Below are 14,451 nucleotides of genomic sequence, written 5' to 3' on the forward strand. Positions count from 1 at the left end.
AGGCGCCAGAACTCTCGAAACCTGTTAGTCCTCGACCCGAACGTCTGACGCCCAGCGCCTAACACCCAACCATGTTCGAAACGATTGATCAAATCTCTGGCGGAGCGATGACGAACTGGGCGAATCGTCTGTTCGTTGATGCTGCGCTGGGGTACTTCACCACTTTTATGCTGGTGACAGTCCGGCTGAGTGGGTTGATGATCATCGGACCGTTCTTCGGACATACGTCAATTCCCGAACGAGTGAAGGTGCTGTTCGCTCTCGCGCTTGCTTTGATGATCACCCCCTCGCTGCCTGATATTCGGGACCGTGGTTTCGACAAACTCGATCTCGACAAGAATGGTGTACTCAGTGGACGGGAAGTGCCCACGATGTTCGTGGTCGCGGCGGCTGGCGAAGACGCCGAAGAGGCCGAGACGCCGGTCGTGACCCGGAGTGAGTTTCGCGCCAGTGCCGGAGTTCCTTCTACGCTGTTCGATCTGCTCTGGGTTGTCGCAACGGAGCTGGCGATTGGGCTGATCCTCGGACTGGGCGTGGTCATCTTGCTGACCGGACTGCAGATGGCGGGTGAAACCTTCGATCAGCAGACCGGAACGGCGCTCAGCGAGATCTTTAACCCGGCTATGGGGACGACGATTTCCCCGACCGGTCAGCTGTTGTTCTTACTTGGCACGACCGCCCTTCTGGTCATGCCGCCGTTCGACGGGCATCTGATGATGTTGATGAGCCTGCTCAAGACCTTCGAAGTCATCCCTCTGGGAATGGCCTGGATCGATGGCGCATCGCTGGAAGTGCTGCGCAGCCTGATGTCTCAGTCACTGGCACTGGCAGTCCAGATCGCTGCGCCCCTGCTGGCCGCGATGGCGCTTCTTTCGGTCGCCATGGGATTCCTCGGCTACACCGTACCTCAGGTGAACGTGCTCGTACTCGGCTTTCCCATCCGGGCACTGGTCAGCATGGTGATTCTCATCGTCACTCTCTCGGGAGCGGCCGATGCAATCGTCGAAGTGTTCCCGGATGTCCTCGACGCACTCTCTTATTCCCTGATCGCCTCGGACGGCTGACGCTGAGGAAGGAGCCCCATGGCCGATCCAGATCAGGGTGACAAGACGGAAGACCCAACCGACAAGCGACGCAGCGAGACCCGGCAGAAGGGGAACGTGGCGAAGAGTGTCGACGTCAACGCGGCGGCCACGATGCTGGTGGCGACGGGCGGACTGTTGTTTCTCGGCCCGGACATCGGCAAAGGCTTCGCGGAGCTGATGCAGATGTACCTTTCCGGCCCCGTGCTGCTCGAGCTCGACGGAGCAGGGGTCGCGAAGGATCTGCGTGAGATCTTCTTTCATGCCTGCGGCTACGCGCTCCCATTTATCGGACTGATGTTCCTCTGCTCGCTGCTGACGAATCTGGCTCAGATCGGATTTCTGTTCACGACCGAACCGCTTAACCTGAAGTGGAACCGGCTCAACCCGATCTCGGGATTCCAGCGAATCTTCTCCATCGCGAGTCTGGTGCGTCTCGGCACCAGCGTCGGAAAGATCATCGTGATGGCCGGCGTAGCCAGCTGGTTCATCTCCATGAATCTTCCGAAGCTGCTGCTTCTGCTGAATGCCGAACCTGATGTCATTCTCAGCATGATGGGCAGCACAATCCTGGAGCTCTCCTTCCAGCTGGCTCTGGCCATGCTCGTGATTGCGATTCTCGATTTCAGCTTTCAGAAGTGGAAGTACGAGCAGGATCTCAAAATGAGCAAGCAGGAGATCCGAGATGAGATGAAGAACATGGACGGCGATCCTCACATTCGCCAGAAGCGTAAGGAAGCCCATCGCAAGCTGGCCGCCGCCCGGGAACTGGGAGCGGTGCAGCATGCCGATGTCGTCGTCACCAACCCGACGCATATCTCGGTGGCCATTCGCTACGATCCCAAAGTGCGCCCGGCTCCGTATGTGGTCGCCAAGGGAATGGGAGAAGTCGCTCTCAAGATCCGGGAAATTGCCCGCGAGCACGATGTTCCGATTATCGAACGCAAGCCGCTGGCCCGGGCGTTGTACAAGGATGTCAAAGTCGGCCATCCGATTCCGACCGAGCTCTACGAGGTCTTCGTCGAGATCATGGCCTACGTGTATCGACTGACCGGGCGGGAACTTCCGGAGTAGACTCCGCTGACCGGCGGGCCTCTGCTACCCGATCGCATCGAAGCTGCTACAATCCGATTTGATTCACCGCGGACCTCTTATTGACACCACGATTTCAGAAGCTGATATGTCGCACGATTATCTGGCCGAGAGCCTCGTTCACGATCCGATTCACGGGTACATCTCGTTTACGTCCCGGTACGGACTGCCCGACAATGAAGTCTCCGAACAGGAAATCATCGACAATCCGTGGGTGCAGCGGATGCGGCAGATCCATCAGCTGCAGACCGCCTGGTGGGTCTTTCCTTCCGCCGAACATATGCGGTTTCAGCACATCCTTGGCGCCATGCATCTGGCTTCGCGGTGTATCGACGAATGGTACGATTCCCTGGTCGATTCCTGTGAAAGTGTCCCCAGCAAGCCGTACGTTGAGAGCCTTGTTCGCATGGCGGCTCTTTTGCATGATGTCGGTCACGGACCGTTCGGACATTTCTTCGACGATCACTACCTCGACCAGTTCGGTCTGACGCACGAAGTCATCGGCTCCTATCTGATCGAACACGAACTCGGCGATCTGCTGCGCGGCGTGCGTCGCAATCCGCACGGGGTTTTCAAGCCCCTCGAAGTCCTCGACCCGAAACAGATTGGCTGGCTGATTTGCCGTCCCAAAGGAGATGGCGACGATGAAGGGCACCCGAGCTGGCTGCGAAAGCTCCGCTCGCTCTTCAGTGGGATCTATACCGTCGACAATATGGACTTCGTGCTTCGTGATGCCTACATGTCGGGCTACAACACAAAAGCCTTCGACATCTCCCGGCTGCTCCACTACAGCTTCTTCACGCCGCAGGGACTCACCATCCACGCGCGTGGACTGCCGACGCTGATTAACTTCGTCGAAACACGGGCGAATCTTTTCCGAACGATCTACTTTCATCGTACGGTCCGGGCGCTCGACATCGCTCTGGAAGAACTCTTCCCACAGACGATGAAGCATCTGTTTCCGGGAAATCCGCTCGAGCATCTCGACGAGTATTTGCATCTGACGGAACTGTCATTCCTGGTCGATATCGCTCGCTGGTCGAAAAGCAGCAAGCCAGAGATTCAGGAGCTCGGTCGAAAGTGGGACGCGATTCTTCGTCGCGACGTTAGCTGGAAGATGGCCTGTGAGAGGACTTTGAACTTCCACACCGCCGGGGCGGCTCGAATGACGATCTTCTCCGAGCCAGACCTTGTGCTCCGCCGGGTTCGCGAACGGATGCCGAGTAATCTGCGGAACATGGATCTGCGTTTCGACGTCGCACAGCACTATCATCGCCCCAGTGCGCGCCTGCCGGTGCACGGACAGAACTTCCTGCTCGATCCTGCTCAAGGAACGCCTTCTGAACTCAACGACGATGAACTGTTCCGCCAGTTGCCGATCAGCTTTTTGATCTTCCGCATTTACACGCAGGACCACGGGCATGAAGCCCTGCTGAACGCGGCTCTCAATTCCGTGCTCGGCGACGCCACAGACGCCAAGACCAACATGTAGGGCTGGTTTGCACCGGGCCTGAAGTCTTTGCTGCGGACGTCGTATGAAACAAACAATGGCTCCCGCCTCTTTCGAAGCGAGAGCCATTGCTGTACTTCCTCCCTGAGTCAACATCGCTGCCCCGCAGCCTCTCAACCGAAGCTGAAAGGCTGCGACTGCAGTGGGCAACGAAGTGCAGGCCTTCTCCGACTGCTCAAGGCAGCCGGCTTAATAGCTCCATTCCTCCTATCCGAACATAGCTTCCGCCAGCCGCAAGCCCTGAATCCGATGAATTGACAAATCTTCACGATTCTTTCGGCCGGACCGGGTTGCCAGCACTTTCCGTCTTGGAGAGGTCGAACGACTTCGTAGAATTCCAATACACCTTTTGACAGAGAAAGTGCACCGTGAGTACGACTCATCCTGAAACCAACGAGAACCGTATCTGGGCCATGCTCTGCCATGCCGTCACGCTGCTGCGGTTTCTGCCCTTCGTCTGGACGGTGGTGGTGCCGCTGGCGATCTGGCTGGCCAAGAAAGAGACCTCTCCGTTTGTCGATCGACATGGACGGGAATCGCTGAATTTCCAGCTGTCGGTGCTGATCTATCATGCGATCGCGACCGTCGTGTTCTGGATCTTTGGGCTCGTCTGGCTGGCGGTCATGATCATTGAAGTCGTGGCGATCGTGCTCATTCTGGTGGCTTCGATTCGAGCCTCGGAGGGGCGTGAGTTTCGCTATCCGTTCTCCCTCCGGCTGATCCGCAAGACGTCGATTTCGCTCTGAACCAGGCTCGCTGATTGCATCGGACGCGGGTTGGTGTCAAAATCTGCGGGAATCGTTCCCCCAGATTGAGAAGGCCCCATGACGAACTCTCCCCCCCGCATCCTCGCCATTCATGCTCATCCGGACGACATCGAACTGCAGTGTGCCGGTACACTGGCGCTGCTGAAAGATCGTGGCTGCGAAATCGTGTACTGCACGATGACGGCTGGTGATCTCGGCAGCATGGAACTTTCCCAGAAAGAGATCGCGGCCGTCCGCCGCGGTGAAGCCGAGAAAGCCGCCGCCCTGCTCGGAGCTGAGTACGTCTGCGGCGAGTTCGGCGACCTGGCGATCTTCAACGACGATCCCTCCCGTCGGCGTGTGACGGAGATCATCCGCAAGGCTCGTCCCGACATCGTCATCACGGCTCCGCATCGCGATTACCACTGCGATCACGAAGCGACCGGCACCCTCGTCCGCGATGCCTGTTTCGGATCGACGATTCCGAACTACAAGACCCATCAGTGGGATCCGGCTCCGTACCTCGATCATCTGCCGCATCTGTATTACGTCGATCCGGTCGAAGGAACGGACTACTACGGAAATCCCCAGACTCCCGCCTTTGTGATCGATATCAGTTCCAAGATCGATCTGAAGCTCGAAATGCTGGCTTGTCATGCGAGCCAGCGGGACTGGTTGCGTAAGATCCACGGCATGGACGAGTACATCGACAGTTGCCGCCGCTGGAGTGCCACCCGCGGTCAGGAGCATGGCTTCGAATACGGCGAAGGCTTCAGTCAGCACAAAGGCCATCCGTTCCCACACGACAATCTGCTGAAGCAGATCCTCGATAAGTAAGGAATCATCTCATGGAATCGACCAAGACGCCTCACTACGCCGATGACCCGATTCATCCCGACGATGCCTATGCCGGCAAAGTCCTCGGCTGGATCCTCAGCATCTTCTTCGCTTACACGATCGTCACCAGTATTTACGTCGCCTGGTGGACGTGGAAGAGCATCAGCGGCTGATCAGTGACGGCCGGAAACAGCAAGAGAGCCATGGACCGGAAATCGGTCCATGGCTCTCTTTTTAATCAGACGCTCTTTATTCGCGTTACGCGACGGCGTCGTTACGGCGAGCTCCGAGCAGGAGATCGCTCATTCCGTCGAAGAACAGATCGCGGCCCATCGTGTCAATCAGCACATCGAGTTCTTCATCGTCGACGACATCAAGGTCGTCAACGACAGTGGCGACGCGATCCTCGAAGCTGTCGTTGCTGTTCCAGTCTTCAAGGACATTGAGCAACTCGTTGTAGTCATCGTCCTGTTCGGTGGAACCACCGATGAGGACATCCTGACCGCCACCACCCCAGAGGAGATCGTTACCGGTTCCGCCGATGAGAATGTCATCGCCGGAGCTGCCGAACAGGAAGTCGTTACCGTCGCCCCCTACGAGGACATTGGAACCGCGGCCTCCAAGCAGGGTGTCGTCGCCGGAACCGCCATCGATCAGGACTGGGACTTGAATCCGACGTGAGACGCCAACCAGGTCATCGCCGGCTCCCGTGGTGATGATGATCGATTCAATTCCGCTTGTGCTGAAGTAATCGACCTCGCACTCACCGGTGCCGAACTGCGTCAGCACATAGTAGTGCTGGCCGAATCGAACCACCTCGACGACGTCGTCCTCGGCCGAGCCGATCACATACAGATCCGGTCCGATCACGGCGGCACCCTGGACCACAGCCTGAACGGTCTGTGTCTGAGAGACGCCGCCATCTTCATCGAATGCCGTGACAGAAACGGTATAAACACCAGCCGTGGCATAGTCATGGCTCGCTGTGAACGAGTCATTCACCTGGTCCACCGTGGCCTGAGTGATCGTGCCGTCACCCCAGTGGACTTCCACCGTGTGAGTATCTGCCGCGAGCGCCGGATCGATCAGACTTCCAGAGACAGTGACAGTTCCAGCGGCGGCATCTTCATAGTCGGAATTGCTTGAAGTCAGCCCGGAAATTTCGGGGGCGGCATTCAGAATCGACAGAGTCGTCTGCGCCGTCGAGACGTTCGTGCCATCGCTCACTTCGACCGTGACAACGAACGAAGCCAGACCGTCGTTCAGACCGAGAGCTGCGAGATCGCCAGCCGAGAGCACGGGAGCACTTCCGGTTACCATCTCGTCGTAATCGCCGTCTCCATCGATATCCCAACGGTAGCTCAGGCTGGTCGAGTCGGCATCGGTCGAGGCTGATCCATCCAGCGAAAGGCCATCGCCTTCAGTGATCTCGTAGCTGCCGCCAGCGTCGGCGATTGGCGTGGCGTCGTCATCGAGAATCGTGGCTTCGCCGGTGGCGACGTCGAGAACGACATCGTTCGATCCGGAGACGCTGAGCAGGTTGGCCAGGAAGGTTTCGTCGAGTTCGTCCAGATCATCCGGGCTGATGGTCACGACAATGGTCTGAGTTTCCCCGGCCGTACCGGCGAAACTCAGGTTGCCACTCTGAGCCACGTAGTCACTGCCAGCGGTGGCCGTTCCATCGCTGGTCGCGAAAGCAACAGCGAAAGCCTGCTTGATGTCATCCGAGCTGACTACGGTGAAGGTCGCGGTCACTGTGCCAGAATCGCCTTCGGTGACAACCACGCTGTCAATGCCGACGAGCGTCTGCAGATCATTCAGTGAAACCGTGATGTCCGCCGTGGCGGTTTCGAGGCACAGATCTTCGACCTGAACGACGAGATTGAACACGGACTGAGTTTCGTAATCCAGAGCAGCCGCGCTGGCGACAGTAATGACGCCGGTCTGCGGATCGATCGTGAAGGCTCCGTTGTCGTTACCAGAGATAATCGAGTACGTTACGACATCATCAACGTCAGGATCACTGCCGTTGACCGTGCCCACGACAGAACCGGCAGCCGTGTTCTCATCAATCGTGAACGCTGCATCGCTGACTTCCGGGGGATTGTTGACCGGTCCCCGTCCGAACAGGAAGGCGGCTCCGTCGTTCTGGTTCGTGGTCTGACCGTTTTCAGCGCGGGTATCGTCGCCAATGGCGCCCACGATGAGATAGTCCTCGGTCAGATCGAGAGCCTCACCGAAGTTGTCATACGCTCCCGGCGTCGGAGAATCGAAGGTCTCGGTCGGCGTTCCGGGAGTCGCACTGTCGAGATCGAACAGGTAAACGCGTCCCGAGTCGGTGTAGCCGCTTGTGTCCGCGTAACGGGCCGCGATCGCCACCGTCCGACCGGAAACAGAAATTGCTCCAGCGAACTGTCCGCCAGCCGAAGCTTCCGGATGAGCGATCGACAGAGTCGGCTGCGGATTCGGAGTATTCGGAGCCAGGGAACCCAGGTCGTAAACGTAGGCCGCTCCTGTATAGTTATTGTTCCCTTCCGCACCCACGACGAGGGTGTCGCCATCGAGATCGAAGTTCAATCCGAATTCATCCCCGAGGGTTCCGAGTGGATTGTTAATCACCTGAACCTGGGTGAACGAATAGGGGTTGAAGTTCAGATCGTAGATGTACACGCGACCGCGAGCCTGAACGCCCCCGTTCACCGAGGACTGGTTGAACGCTCCAATGGCCAGCCGGTCGCCGGAAATAGCGAGCGTCTGTCGCGAGAAGCCGACGTTATTACTCCCCGGGTTCAGAATCGAGAGGCGATGCGTTACCTGCTGAGCCTGCGTCTGGGGATCCGTGGTCAGCTCGTAGACGAACGCTCCGCCCTGATTGGAGAAGTTCGTCGCATAGTCGCCGACGACAATCTTATTGCCGGAGATGGCAACCGAATCGCCGAACTGTCCGCTGGTCGTGACCGGCAGAATTGCGACTGCGGTGGGATTCGCTGCAGCCAGATCGTAAACGTAAGCCTTACGATCGCCCCGGGCACCGACAACCAGGTTGGTGCCGTCGATCGCCAGGCTGCTGCCGAACAGGCTGTTGTTGTTGCCTGTGGGATTATTCAGCGTGAAAACGGGAACGTCCGGAGTCGCCGAGTCGCGATCGTAGACGTAAACCACTCCGGTGTTCGTGGCGGTGGTACCGTTCGTGACATCTTCAAACTGAGCCGCGACAACGACGTAGTTCTCGGAAACGACGGCACGATTGCCGAACTGGCCGGAGTTTCCAGGATTGCTGTTGGTGGAAAGCAGAGTATCGGGCTCTGCCAGCGAACCCGAAAGCAGAGCGCGGGCTTCCAGGAGTTCGGTGGTCGAGGGGGTCAATTCCGTGCGGTGATTGCGTCGTCGCTTCGCGGGAATCCGTGTCTTTGTTTGAGGGAAATACCGAGAGAACATTGCCGAAACTGGTTTCATGACGTGCAGAATCCTTACTTGTATTGAGGGGAAAACTCGGTGGGGAGGATAGCGCCCCATTGCGATGAATATCTGACAGGCGGGATTAATATCCGGGGTAGGAAAGCCTGCTGCAGAAATTAGATCAAACAACGCAAATGCGAGTTTCGTGGACGATAGTAGCCAGAGTCAATGTGCTCAAGGCAAGATCTCTACACAAATTAGGTTGTCACCGTAGAAGGCGAGAAGTCCCGATCTGCACGGATGAACCGTCGATCATAGGTGGAATTACCTAGTCAAGGTTTCCGGAAACTCCAGCGGGAGCTCAGCAGTTTCCCTGAGGTCGACCGGTTCGACTTCGACGGTCGGCTTTTTCTGTGCTTCCAGATCGAGCACGATATTGCTGGCGACGGCATAGCTCAGCGTGATCAGCAGCCCGTAGGTGATGACGTTGGCCGAGTGGTCTTTTCCAACAAATTTCAGCGCCGTGCCGAACGATTTGCGCAGTTTGAAGCCGATCCCGGTCCACTCGACGCTGTAGGCTTCATCGAGAAGGAGATGGGACATGAAGCCGATGACGATTCCGAGCGCGATCAGCCATTTGGTTGGCACATCAGAATCGCAATGAGCCAGAAATGCGATCTGTCCAGCAATCAGGGCCGCGGGAATGCTGTGGAACATCCCGCGATGGACGGCGACTGCCGAGACCAGCCACGCCCCGCCATACCGGATTATCAGATACAGCGCGATAAATGTCAGGGCTCCCGCCTCGCGCGACGTGGGAAGATGCAACACTTCGAGGGTCTCGCCCAGGATGAGCAACGGGCCGATTGCGGCCAGGACACCGAACAGTTCACGAACCGGACGGGAAGTCTTTGAATCGAGATCGGGAAGCATGCCCCCGAATGCCGTAAGGAACCCGGCCAGGGTCGATTCGATTGGTGTGAAGCCGTAGGCGATGAAGGCCGTCACGCCATAGCCAACTCCGAGCACACCGCTGACGGTCACATGTTCGCGGAAAGAAGCCATGGGGATCTGTCCGTTTCTGCCGGAGAATCAGGGAGTGATCAAAGCATCCGAGCGGAGCTGATCGGCTCGATTCAGCAGGTCGTCGGTGGGAATAATGTTCTTGGGACGCAGCGGCCACGTATATTCGTGACGGTTCGTGATGCTGAACGGCGAGAAATTGTCGGAGAAGAAATCGATCGGAAACCGCTGGTACCACGGCGGCGAGATCTTCTGCAGAATCGTCTCGGTTTCGTAACCGTCCTTCACCAGCTCAATTTCGTACGTGCCGTAATACGTAAAGTCGGTCGAGACCGGCGAAAAACCGAGTCGCTTTCCATTCAGCTTGACCAGGGCTCCGGGAGGGTTGGTACGGATCGTGAGCCGCCGACTGACGCACCCCAGGTTCGGGGTCAGACAGAACGTTATGAGCAGCAGACAGAAGGTGATCCTGAGAATGAGGCGGAAGTCCATTTCCTCTACCAGTCCGGAGGCGGTCGACGGAGGCGGACTTTACTGAAGCAGCCCGATAAGGCCAAGACCGAAATTCATCGGGAACTTGCGGAAACAATTGACTCGTGCACAGGTTTCTATGAGAATCGGCAGCGAAGTTCTCGACCTCCGTTCTCTGCCCGGATTTCAAGCGGCCGAACTTCCGGCCTCTGCGTTCCTCGATCCAGAATTAGCAACTATGACCCGCACCCCCATTCCGGCGACGATTTTCTCACTCCGACCCGTGCGACAAGTTGCGTGCCTGCTCATGATGGGAGCAGTAATTGGCTGCGGGAGCAGTACTTACGAAGAACGCCTCGAATTCACGAAGACGTATTACGACTTCATCGATCGGCTCAATCAGAATCTCGGTCCGGTCTTTTCCAATTACGGAGTTTCCGTGCGGCCTCCAAAGCAGTTTCGCGAGATCGCGGCACCGGCTCCCACTCCCCGTCGTCCCGCGGAAGGGGCTGAAGGAGAGGCAGAACCGGTGGAGGAACGCCGCGACCCACGGCAGCCGATTAATCCCCCGATTGATCTGCCGGGGCTGATCGCCGCCTGGACCGCGAATCTGAATGTGGTCGACAGCGCGGGAGGGACAACCCAGCAACCGGGCTATCTGTACCTGCTCAGCAATTACGATTACTGGCGAACGTTCAAGACCAAAGATGAACTCGGTGATCCTCTGAAGTTTCACGAGGATGTCATGAACACGCTGGTCGATGAGTTGCAGATTCCTCTGGATAACAATGCTCGCGGCACGGCGACCGATCGCGTCAACAAATGGTTCAACGTCAGTCTGCCTGAATCCAAAGATGCGGAGTTTGCTCCCCAGAAAGAGTTCACAGCGATCACGCTGGTTCCCGAAACCGTGCCTGAAGCTGACGAGTTTGGAGCTCCCGAGGAAGGGCCGCCCCCGCCGGGTGAATATCAGGTTTACCTGTACCAGAATGGCGACATGCGAATTGTTCTGGTTTACGCGTTGCCGCGGAATGTCAGCGCAGGGGAGAACCTGCAGAAGCGAATTGAGCTGTCCCTGCAGACGATCGATCTGACGACCGAGAAGCCGGCCGCCGCGCCTGCGGCACGACCAAATGGGCAGGGGACGCCCGCAAATGGAGCCGCTCCCGCTTCCACGCAACCCCGACCGGCTTCACCCTTCTAGTGGCTGAATTCATGGCAGTGGATCAGACGAAACGCAAACGCGGACGACGATTCGTGTTGAGTCGAGTCTTCCTTGTTGTCGGGATGCTCTGCGGATTCGACGCCGCACTCGAAGCCGGCGAGTTGCTTCCTTCCGGGAACAGTCAGATTCGGGCTCCGCTCGGTTCGTCGGAGATTGTGATCACGACCACAGAGCGTCTGGCCGGTGCCATTCATTCCCTGACCTGGAACGACAAAGAGTTTATCGACAGCACCGACCACGGGCGGCAACTGCAGTCGGCCAGCAACTTCGATTTCAACGGGCCGATGATCCCCGAGACGTTCAATCCCACCGAAGCCGGTTCGGTCGCTGACGGAGCGGGTCCAACTTCGACCAGCAGACTGTTGCATCTCATCGCTTCACGAAATCGTCTTCAAACCACGACTCAAATGGCATTCTGGCTGCGGCCGGACGGACAATCGGCCGGGCATCCGGCGCGGAACCAGACGGCGCTTTCCAACCACACGCTGACGAAACGGGTTCAGATTGGTCTGGCCGGATTGCCGCAGGTGATCCAGTATGATGTCACGTTCGGTCTGCCCATCGACGAGATGCATCAGTTCGCCCAGTTCGAAGTGGTGACCGGGTACATGCCCTTCGACTTCGAGCTCTTTCGCACGTTCAATCTCGAAACCGAAGTGGTCGAGCCCCTTTCCGCTGGGCCGGGCGAGCAACGGCATCCGGTCATCTTCTCCACGACCGACGACCGCTACGCCATGGCCTGTGTTTCTTCTCGGGAAGCCTTCGGCGCGGGCTGGTCGGGACCGGGGTACGGACGCTTTCGCTTCGACCGGGCGAAAGTGGTGAAGTGGAACTGCGTTTATCGTTATCGAAACAGCACCGGCGTGGAGCCGGGGGATTATTCCTTTCGTTGCTTCGTCCTCGTCGGCGACCTCGCGATCGTCCTCGAAGGTCTGAAGGAACTGAACGAGCGGGGGCTATTGTCCCGCCCGGTTGATCGACCGTGATGTACAGAGTGAACGAGACGTCTCAGTCACATTCAAATATGTGAATCGGTGTCTGCGCCTCTGACGGGCAGACGTGCATCGTTCACGTGAAATCTGAGATCGCCGCGAAACGCGACGCCTGCATGGCCAGCGATTCTGCTCCAGAGATGTCGAGGCAAATCACCCTGTGTTTCAGGCGATTCTGCCGTGCCTTGAAAGAATGTCTCTGCTCTTTGTCGCGGCGGACTGAAATTGGCGCGGCAGTTGCAACTTCCGTCTTCTGACTTATTTCCTCCCAGGGTTCCCCTAGAGCCTGAATGGACCCGTTTCTCCCTCCCCGGTCAGTCCTGCACTGATGCGCTTTCAAAGGTTGCTCGTGTTATGAAGAAAGTCCGTACAGGTTTCACGCTTATTGAGCTTCTTGTGGTGATCGCAATCATCGCTATCCTTGTTGCATTGCTCCTGCCGGCTGTTCAACAGGCCCGCGAAGCGGCTCGTCGCTCTTCCTGCAAGAACAATCTGAAGCAGATCGGGCTGGCGCTGCATAACTATCACGATACACACAGCGTGCTGCCCTACAGTGCTTCGGCTGACGGAGCCATTACTGCTGGAACGGCTCAGACGGTGACCACGACCTCGTTCACACTGAATCATCGCGGATGGATTCAGGTCCTGCCGTACGTGGAACAGTCCGCTCTCTATGATCAGTTCGATCCGGCTTATCCGACCGGCGAATACGTTCGCAGCGGCGCGTCTCCACTCGTTCAGCCGGCGACAACCATCGAGACCAGCGGAAACGCAGCCGTGGTCAGTCAGAAGATCAACACCTTCCTCTGTCCGTCGGATAGCGGATCGGAATTCTACACCGGCGACAGTGCCAGCTACCGCATTTACCCGGGCGCTAATGCCGACGGTTATCCCGGAGCGAAGACCAGTTACGACTTCTCGGTCCGCCGCGTCAGCAGCGACGCTCCCATGTGGACCAGCGATTCGGTGACAACCCGCCGAATGTTCGGACACTACTCAGCCACGAAGTTCGCCCACATTCAGGACGGACTCTCCAACACGGTCGCCGTCGTCGAGACGACGCTCGACATCAAGGACGGAGTGACGAGCACTTGGGGCTACACGAAATGGGTCGGGAGTGGAGTCGATTTCGCCATGACGCGGGGTATCAACGACTGGCTCTGCTGTGGTTGGAATACGCCGCCGAATGCCAACAACACCTCCGGCAGTCTCGGAACCTGGGGAGCACCGGGAAGTTCGCATCCCGGCGGGATGCAGGTCCTGATGGGCGATGGCTCCGTGCGATTCATCAGCGAAAACATCGACGACACGACTCGAACGAACCTGGCCTACATCAGCGATGGCAAAGTCATCGGCGAGTTTTAGAGCGGATCGCTTTGACATATGTCCGCGCTTTAAGGCGCGGGCACAAAGCGACAGTTCGAGGATGTTCGTTATGCTCACACGTTTGATTGAGGGAAGAAGTGAAATGACGCTCTTTGCAATGCGGAGTCTACCACAGTTGGTTCTGGGTTCGGCTCTTCTGGTTCTGACTGGTTGCGGTTCGGCTGATGAAAGCGAGCTGACTGAACTGGTCCCGGTTTCCGGCCAGGTGTATCTGGATGGACAACCTCTGGCCCGTGCGGGAGTCACCTTTCTTCCGCAGGAAGCCGGTATGGGGCGACCCTGTTTTGGGACGACCGATGAGTCTGGCATGTTCGTCCTGCAGGATGCCGCGGAACGCTCAGGCTGTCCGGTCGGTCTCTGCAAAGTGGTTGTGACGAAATTCGCCCGACCCGATGGAAGTCCGCTTCCGCCCGACATGGACGGAGCCAGTGCCGCGGCTGAAGGAATCGAACACATTCCCCCTCAATACAGCAATGCGGAAAAAACCGTTCTTGAAGCCATCGTTCCCGAATCCGGGGATGAGTTCACGTTCCAGCTGACGAATTCTCCCAGCGGGAAACGTGCCCGTCGCCCAGGTGCCTGAACCTGATTCCTGAATCTCTCCACCGAACCCTTCGGCTGTTTTCAGTCGGAGGGTTTTCTCATGCGCGCTGCTTAGAGCAGTTCGAGACAGAGATGACACTGTCCG

At 57.7% G+C, this 14,451-nt stretch carries 13 protein-coding genes; 10 read left to right on the top strand and 3 right to left on the bottom strand.

Annotated elements, in window-relative coordinates; translation table 11 throughout:
• Nucleotides 1–71 precede the first annotated feature (71 nt).
• The 6 genes from L1A08_RS01800 to L1A08_RS01825 all read left to right on the top strand — a co-directional run bounded on the left by L1A08_RS01800 (nt 72) and on the right by L1A08_RS01825 (nt 5,440).
• Entirely contained in the window at nt 72–1,064 is a 993-nt protein-coding gene (locus L1A08_RS01800; RefSeq protein ID WP_238753549.1) for a flagellar biosynthetic protein FliR, read from the top strand.
• An 18-nt stretch (nt 1,065–1,082) separates the two neighbouring features.
• Nucleotides 1,083–2,156 (top strand): flagellar biosynthesis protein FlhB, encoded by a 1,074-nt coding sequence (gene flhB, locus L1A08_RS01805; RefSeq protein ID WP_238753551.1) that lies wholly within the window; start codon nt 1,083–1,085, stop codon nt 2,154–2,156.
• Nucleotides 2,157–2,262: 106 nt separating this feature from the next.
• The gene (locus L1A08_RS01810) at nt 2,263–3,666 is read left to right on the top strand and encodes an HD domain-containing protein (RefSeq protein ID WP_238753553.1); all 1,404 of its coding nucleotides are present in this window, start codon (nt 2,263–2,265) and stop codon (nt 3,664–3,666) included.
• A gap of 386 nt (nt 3,667–4,052) precedes the next feature.
• Complete coding sequence (locus L1A08_RS01815; RefSeq protein WP_238753555.1) at nt 4,053–4,430, top strand: DUF4870 domain-containing protein; 378 nt, start codon at nt 4,053–4,055, stop codon at nt 4,428–4,430.
• Between the two features lie 78 nt (nt 4,431–4,508).
• Complete coding sequence (locus L1A08_RS01820) at nt 4,509–5,267, top strand: PIG-L deacetylase family protein (RefSeq protein WP_238753557.1); 759 nt, start codon at nt 4,509–4,511, stop codon at nt 5,265–5,267.
• 11 nt (nt 5,268–5,278) lie between these two features.
• On the top strand, nt 5,279–5,440 hold the full coding sequence (locus L1A08_RS01825; protein ID WP_238753559.1) for a hypothetical protein: 162 nt from the start codon (nt 5,279–5,281) through the stop codon (nt 5,438–5,440).
• A gap of 85 nt (nt 5,441–5,525) precedes the next feature.
• On the opposite strand, the gene L1A08_RS01830 is transcribed toward L1A08_RS01825, so the two are convergent.
• The 3 genes from L1A08_RS01830 to L1A08_RS01840 form a co-directional block, all read right to left on the bottom strand.
• Complete coding sequence (locus L1A08_RS01830) at nt 5,526–8,723, bottom strand: cadherin domain-containing protein (protein ID WP_238753561.1); 3,198 nt, start codon at nt 8,721–8,723, stop codon at nt 5,526–5,528.
• 267 nt (nt 8,724–8,990) lie between these two features.
• Nucleotides 8,991–9,731 (bottom strand): metal-dependent hydrolase, encoded by a 741-nt coding sequence (locus L1A08_RS01835; RefSeq protein ID WP_238753563.1) that lies wholly within the window; start codon nt 9,729–9,731, stop codon nt 8,991–8,993.
• A 27-nt stretch (nt 9,732–9,758) separates the two neighbouring features.
• Nucleotides 9,759–10,181: a PEGA domain-containing protein gene (locus L1A08_RS01840; RefSeq protein WP_238753565.1), complete on the bottom strand. Its 423-nt coding sequence runs from the start codon at nt 10,179–10,181 to the stop codon at nt 9,759–9,761.
• A 217-nt stretch (nt 10,182–10,398) separates the two neighbouring features.
• Here L1A08_RS01840 and L1A08_RS01845 point away from each other — a divergent pair, with 217 nt between their 5' ends.
• The 4 genes from L1A08_RS01845 to L1A08_RS01865 all read left to right on the top strand — a co-directional run bounded on the left by L1A08_RS01845 (nt 10,399) and on the right by L1A08_RS01865 (nt 14,346).
• Nucleotides 10,399–11,364 carry a hypothetical protein gene (locus L1A08_RS01845; protein WP_238753567.1) on the top strand — a complete coding sequence of 322 codons (966 nt, stop codon included), beginning with the start codon at nt 10,399–10,401 and terminating at the stop codon, nt 11,362–11,364.
• An 11-nt stretch (nt 11,365–11,375) separates the two neighbouring features.
• Entirely contained in the window at nt 11,376–12,371 is a 996-nt protein-coding gene (locus L1A08_RS01850) for a hypothetical protein (RefSeq protein WP_238753569.1), read from the top strand.
• A gap of 360 nt (nt 12,372–12,731) precedes the next feature.
• On the top strand, nt 12,732–13,742 hold the full coding sequence (locus L1A08_RS01860) for a DUF1559 domain-containing protein (RefSeq protein WP_315860533.1): 1,011 nt from the start codon (nt 12,732–12,734) through the stop codon (nt 13,740–13,742).
• Between the two features lie 103 nt (nt 13,743–13,845).
• A complete protein-coding gene (locus L1A08_RS01865; protein WP_238753571.1) occupies nt 13,846–14,346 on the top strand; it encodes a carboxypeptidase regulatory-like domain-containing protein in 501 nt (166 codons plus the stop codon).
• Nucleotides 14,347–14,451 lie beyond the last annotated feature (105 nt).

This window comes from Rubinisphaera margarita, from assembly GCF_022267515.1.
In the GTDB taxonomy this organism is placed as follows: domain Bacteria; phylum Planctomycetota; class Planctomycetia; order Planctomycetales; family Planctomycetaceae; genus Rubinisphaera; species Rubinisphaera margarita.

Coding starts and splice junctions, on each gene's coding strand:
- L1A08_RS01800 (WP_238753549.1), top strand. CDS start 72: ATGTTCGAAACGATTGATCAAATCTCTGGCGGAGCGATGACGAACTGG.
- flhB (WP_238753551.1), top strand. CDS start 1,083: ATGGCCGATCCAGATCAGGGTGACAAGACGGAAGACCCAACCGACAAG.
- L1A08_RS01810 (WP_238753553.1), top strand. CDS start 2,263: ATGTCGCACGATTATCTGGCCGAGAGCCTCGTTCACGATCCGATTCAC.
- L1A08_RS01820 (WP_238753557.1), top strand. CDS start 4,509: ATGACGAACTCTCCCCCCCGCATCCTCGCCATTCATGCTCATCCGGAC.
- L1A08_RS01825 (WP_238753559.1), top strand. CDS start 5,279: ATGGAATCGACCAAGACGCCTCACTACGCCGATGACCCGATTCATCCC.
- L1A08_RS01830 (WP_238753561.1), bottom strand. CDS start 8,723: ATGAAACCAGTTTCGGCAATGTTCTCTCGGTATTTCCCTCAAACAAAG.
- L1A08_RS01835 (WP_238753563.1), bottom strand. CDS start 9,731: ATGGCTTCTTTCCGCGAACATGTGACCGTCAGCGGTGTGCTCGGAGTT.
- L1A08_RS01840 (WP_238753565.1), bottom strand. CDS start 10,181: ATGGACTTCCGCCTCATTCTCAGGATCACCTTCTGTCTGCTGCTCATA.
- L1A08_RS01845 (WP_238753567.1), top strand. CDS start 10,399: ATGACCCGCACCCCCATTCCGGCGACGATTTTCTCACTCCGACCCGTG.
- L1A08_RS01850 (WP_238753569.1), top strand. CDS start 11,376: ATGGCAGTGGATCAGACGAAACGCAAACGCGGACGACGATTCGTGTTG.
- L1A08_RS01860 (WP_315860533.1), top strand. CDS start 12,732: ATGAAGAAAGTCCGTACAGGTTTCACGCTTATTGAGCTTCTTGTGGTG.
- L1A08_RS01865 (WP_238753571.1), top strand. CDS start 13,846: ATGACGCTCTTTGCAATGCGGAGTCTACCACAGTTGGTTCTGGGTTCG.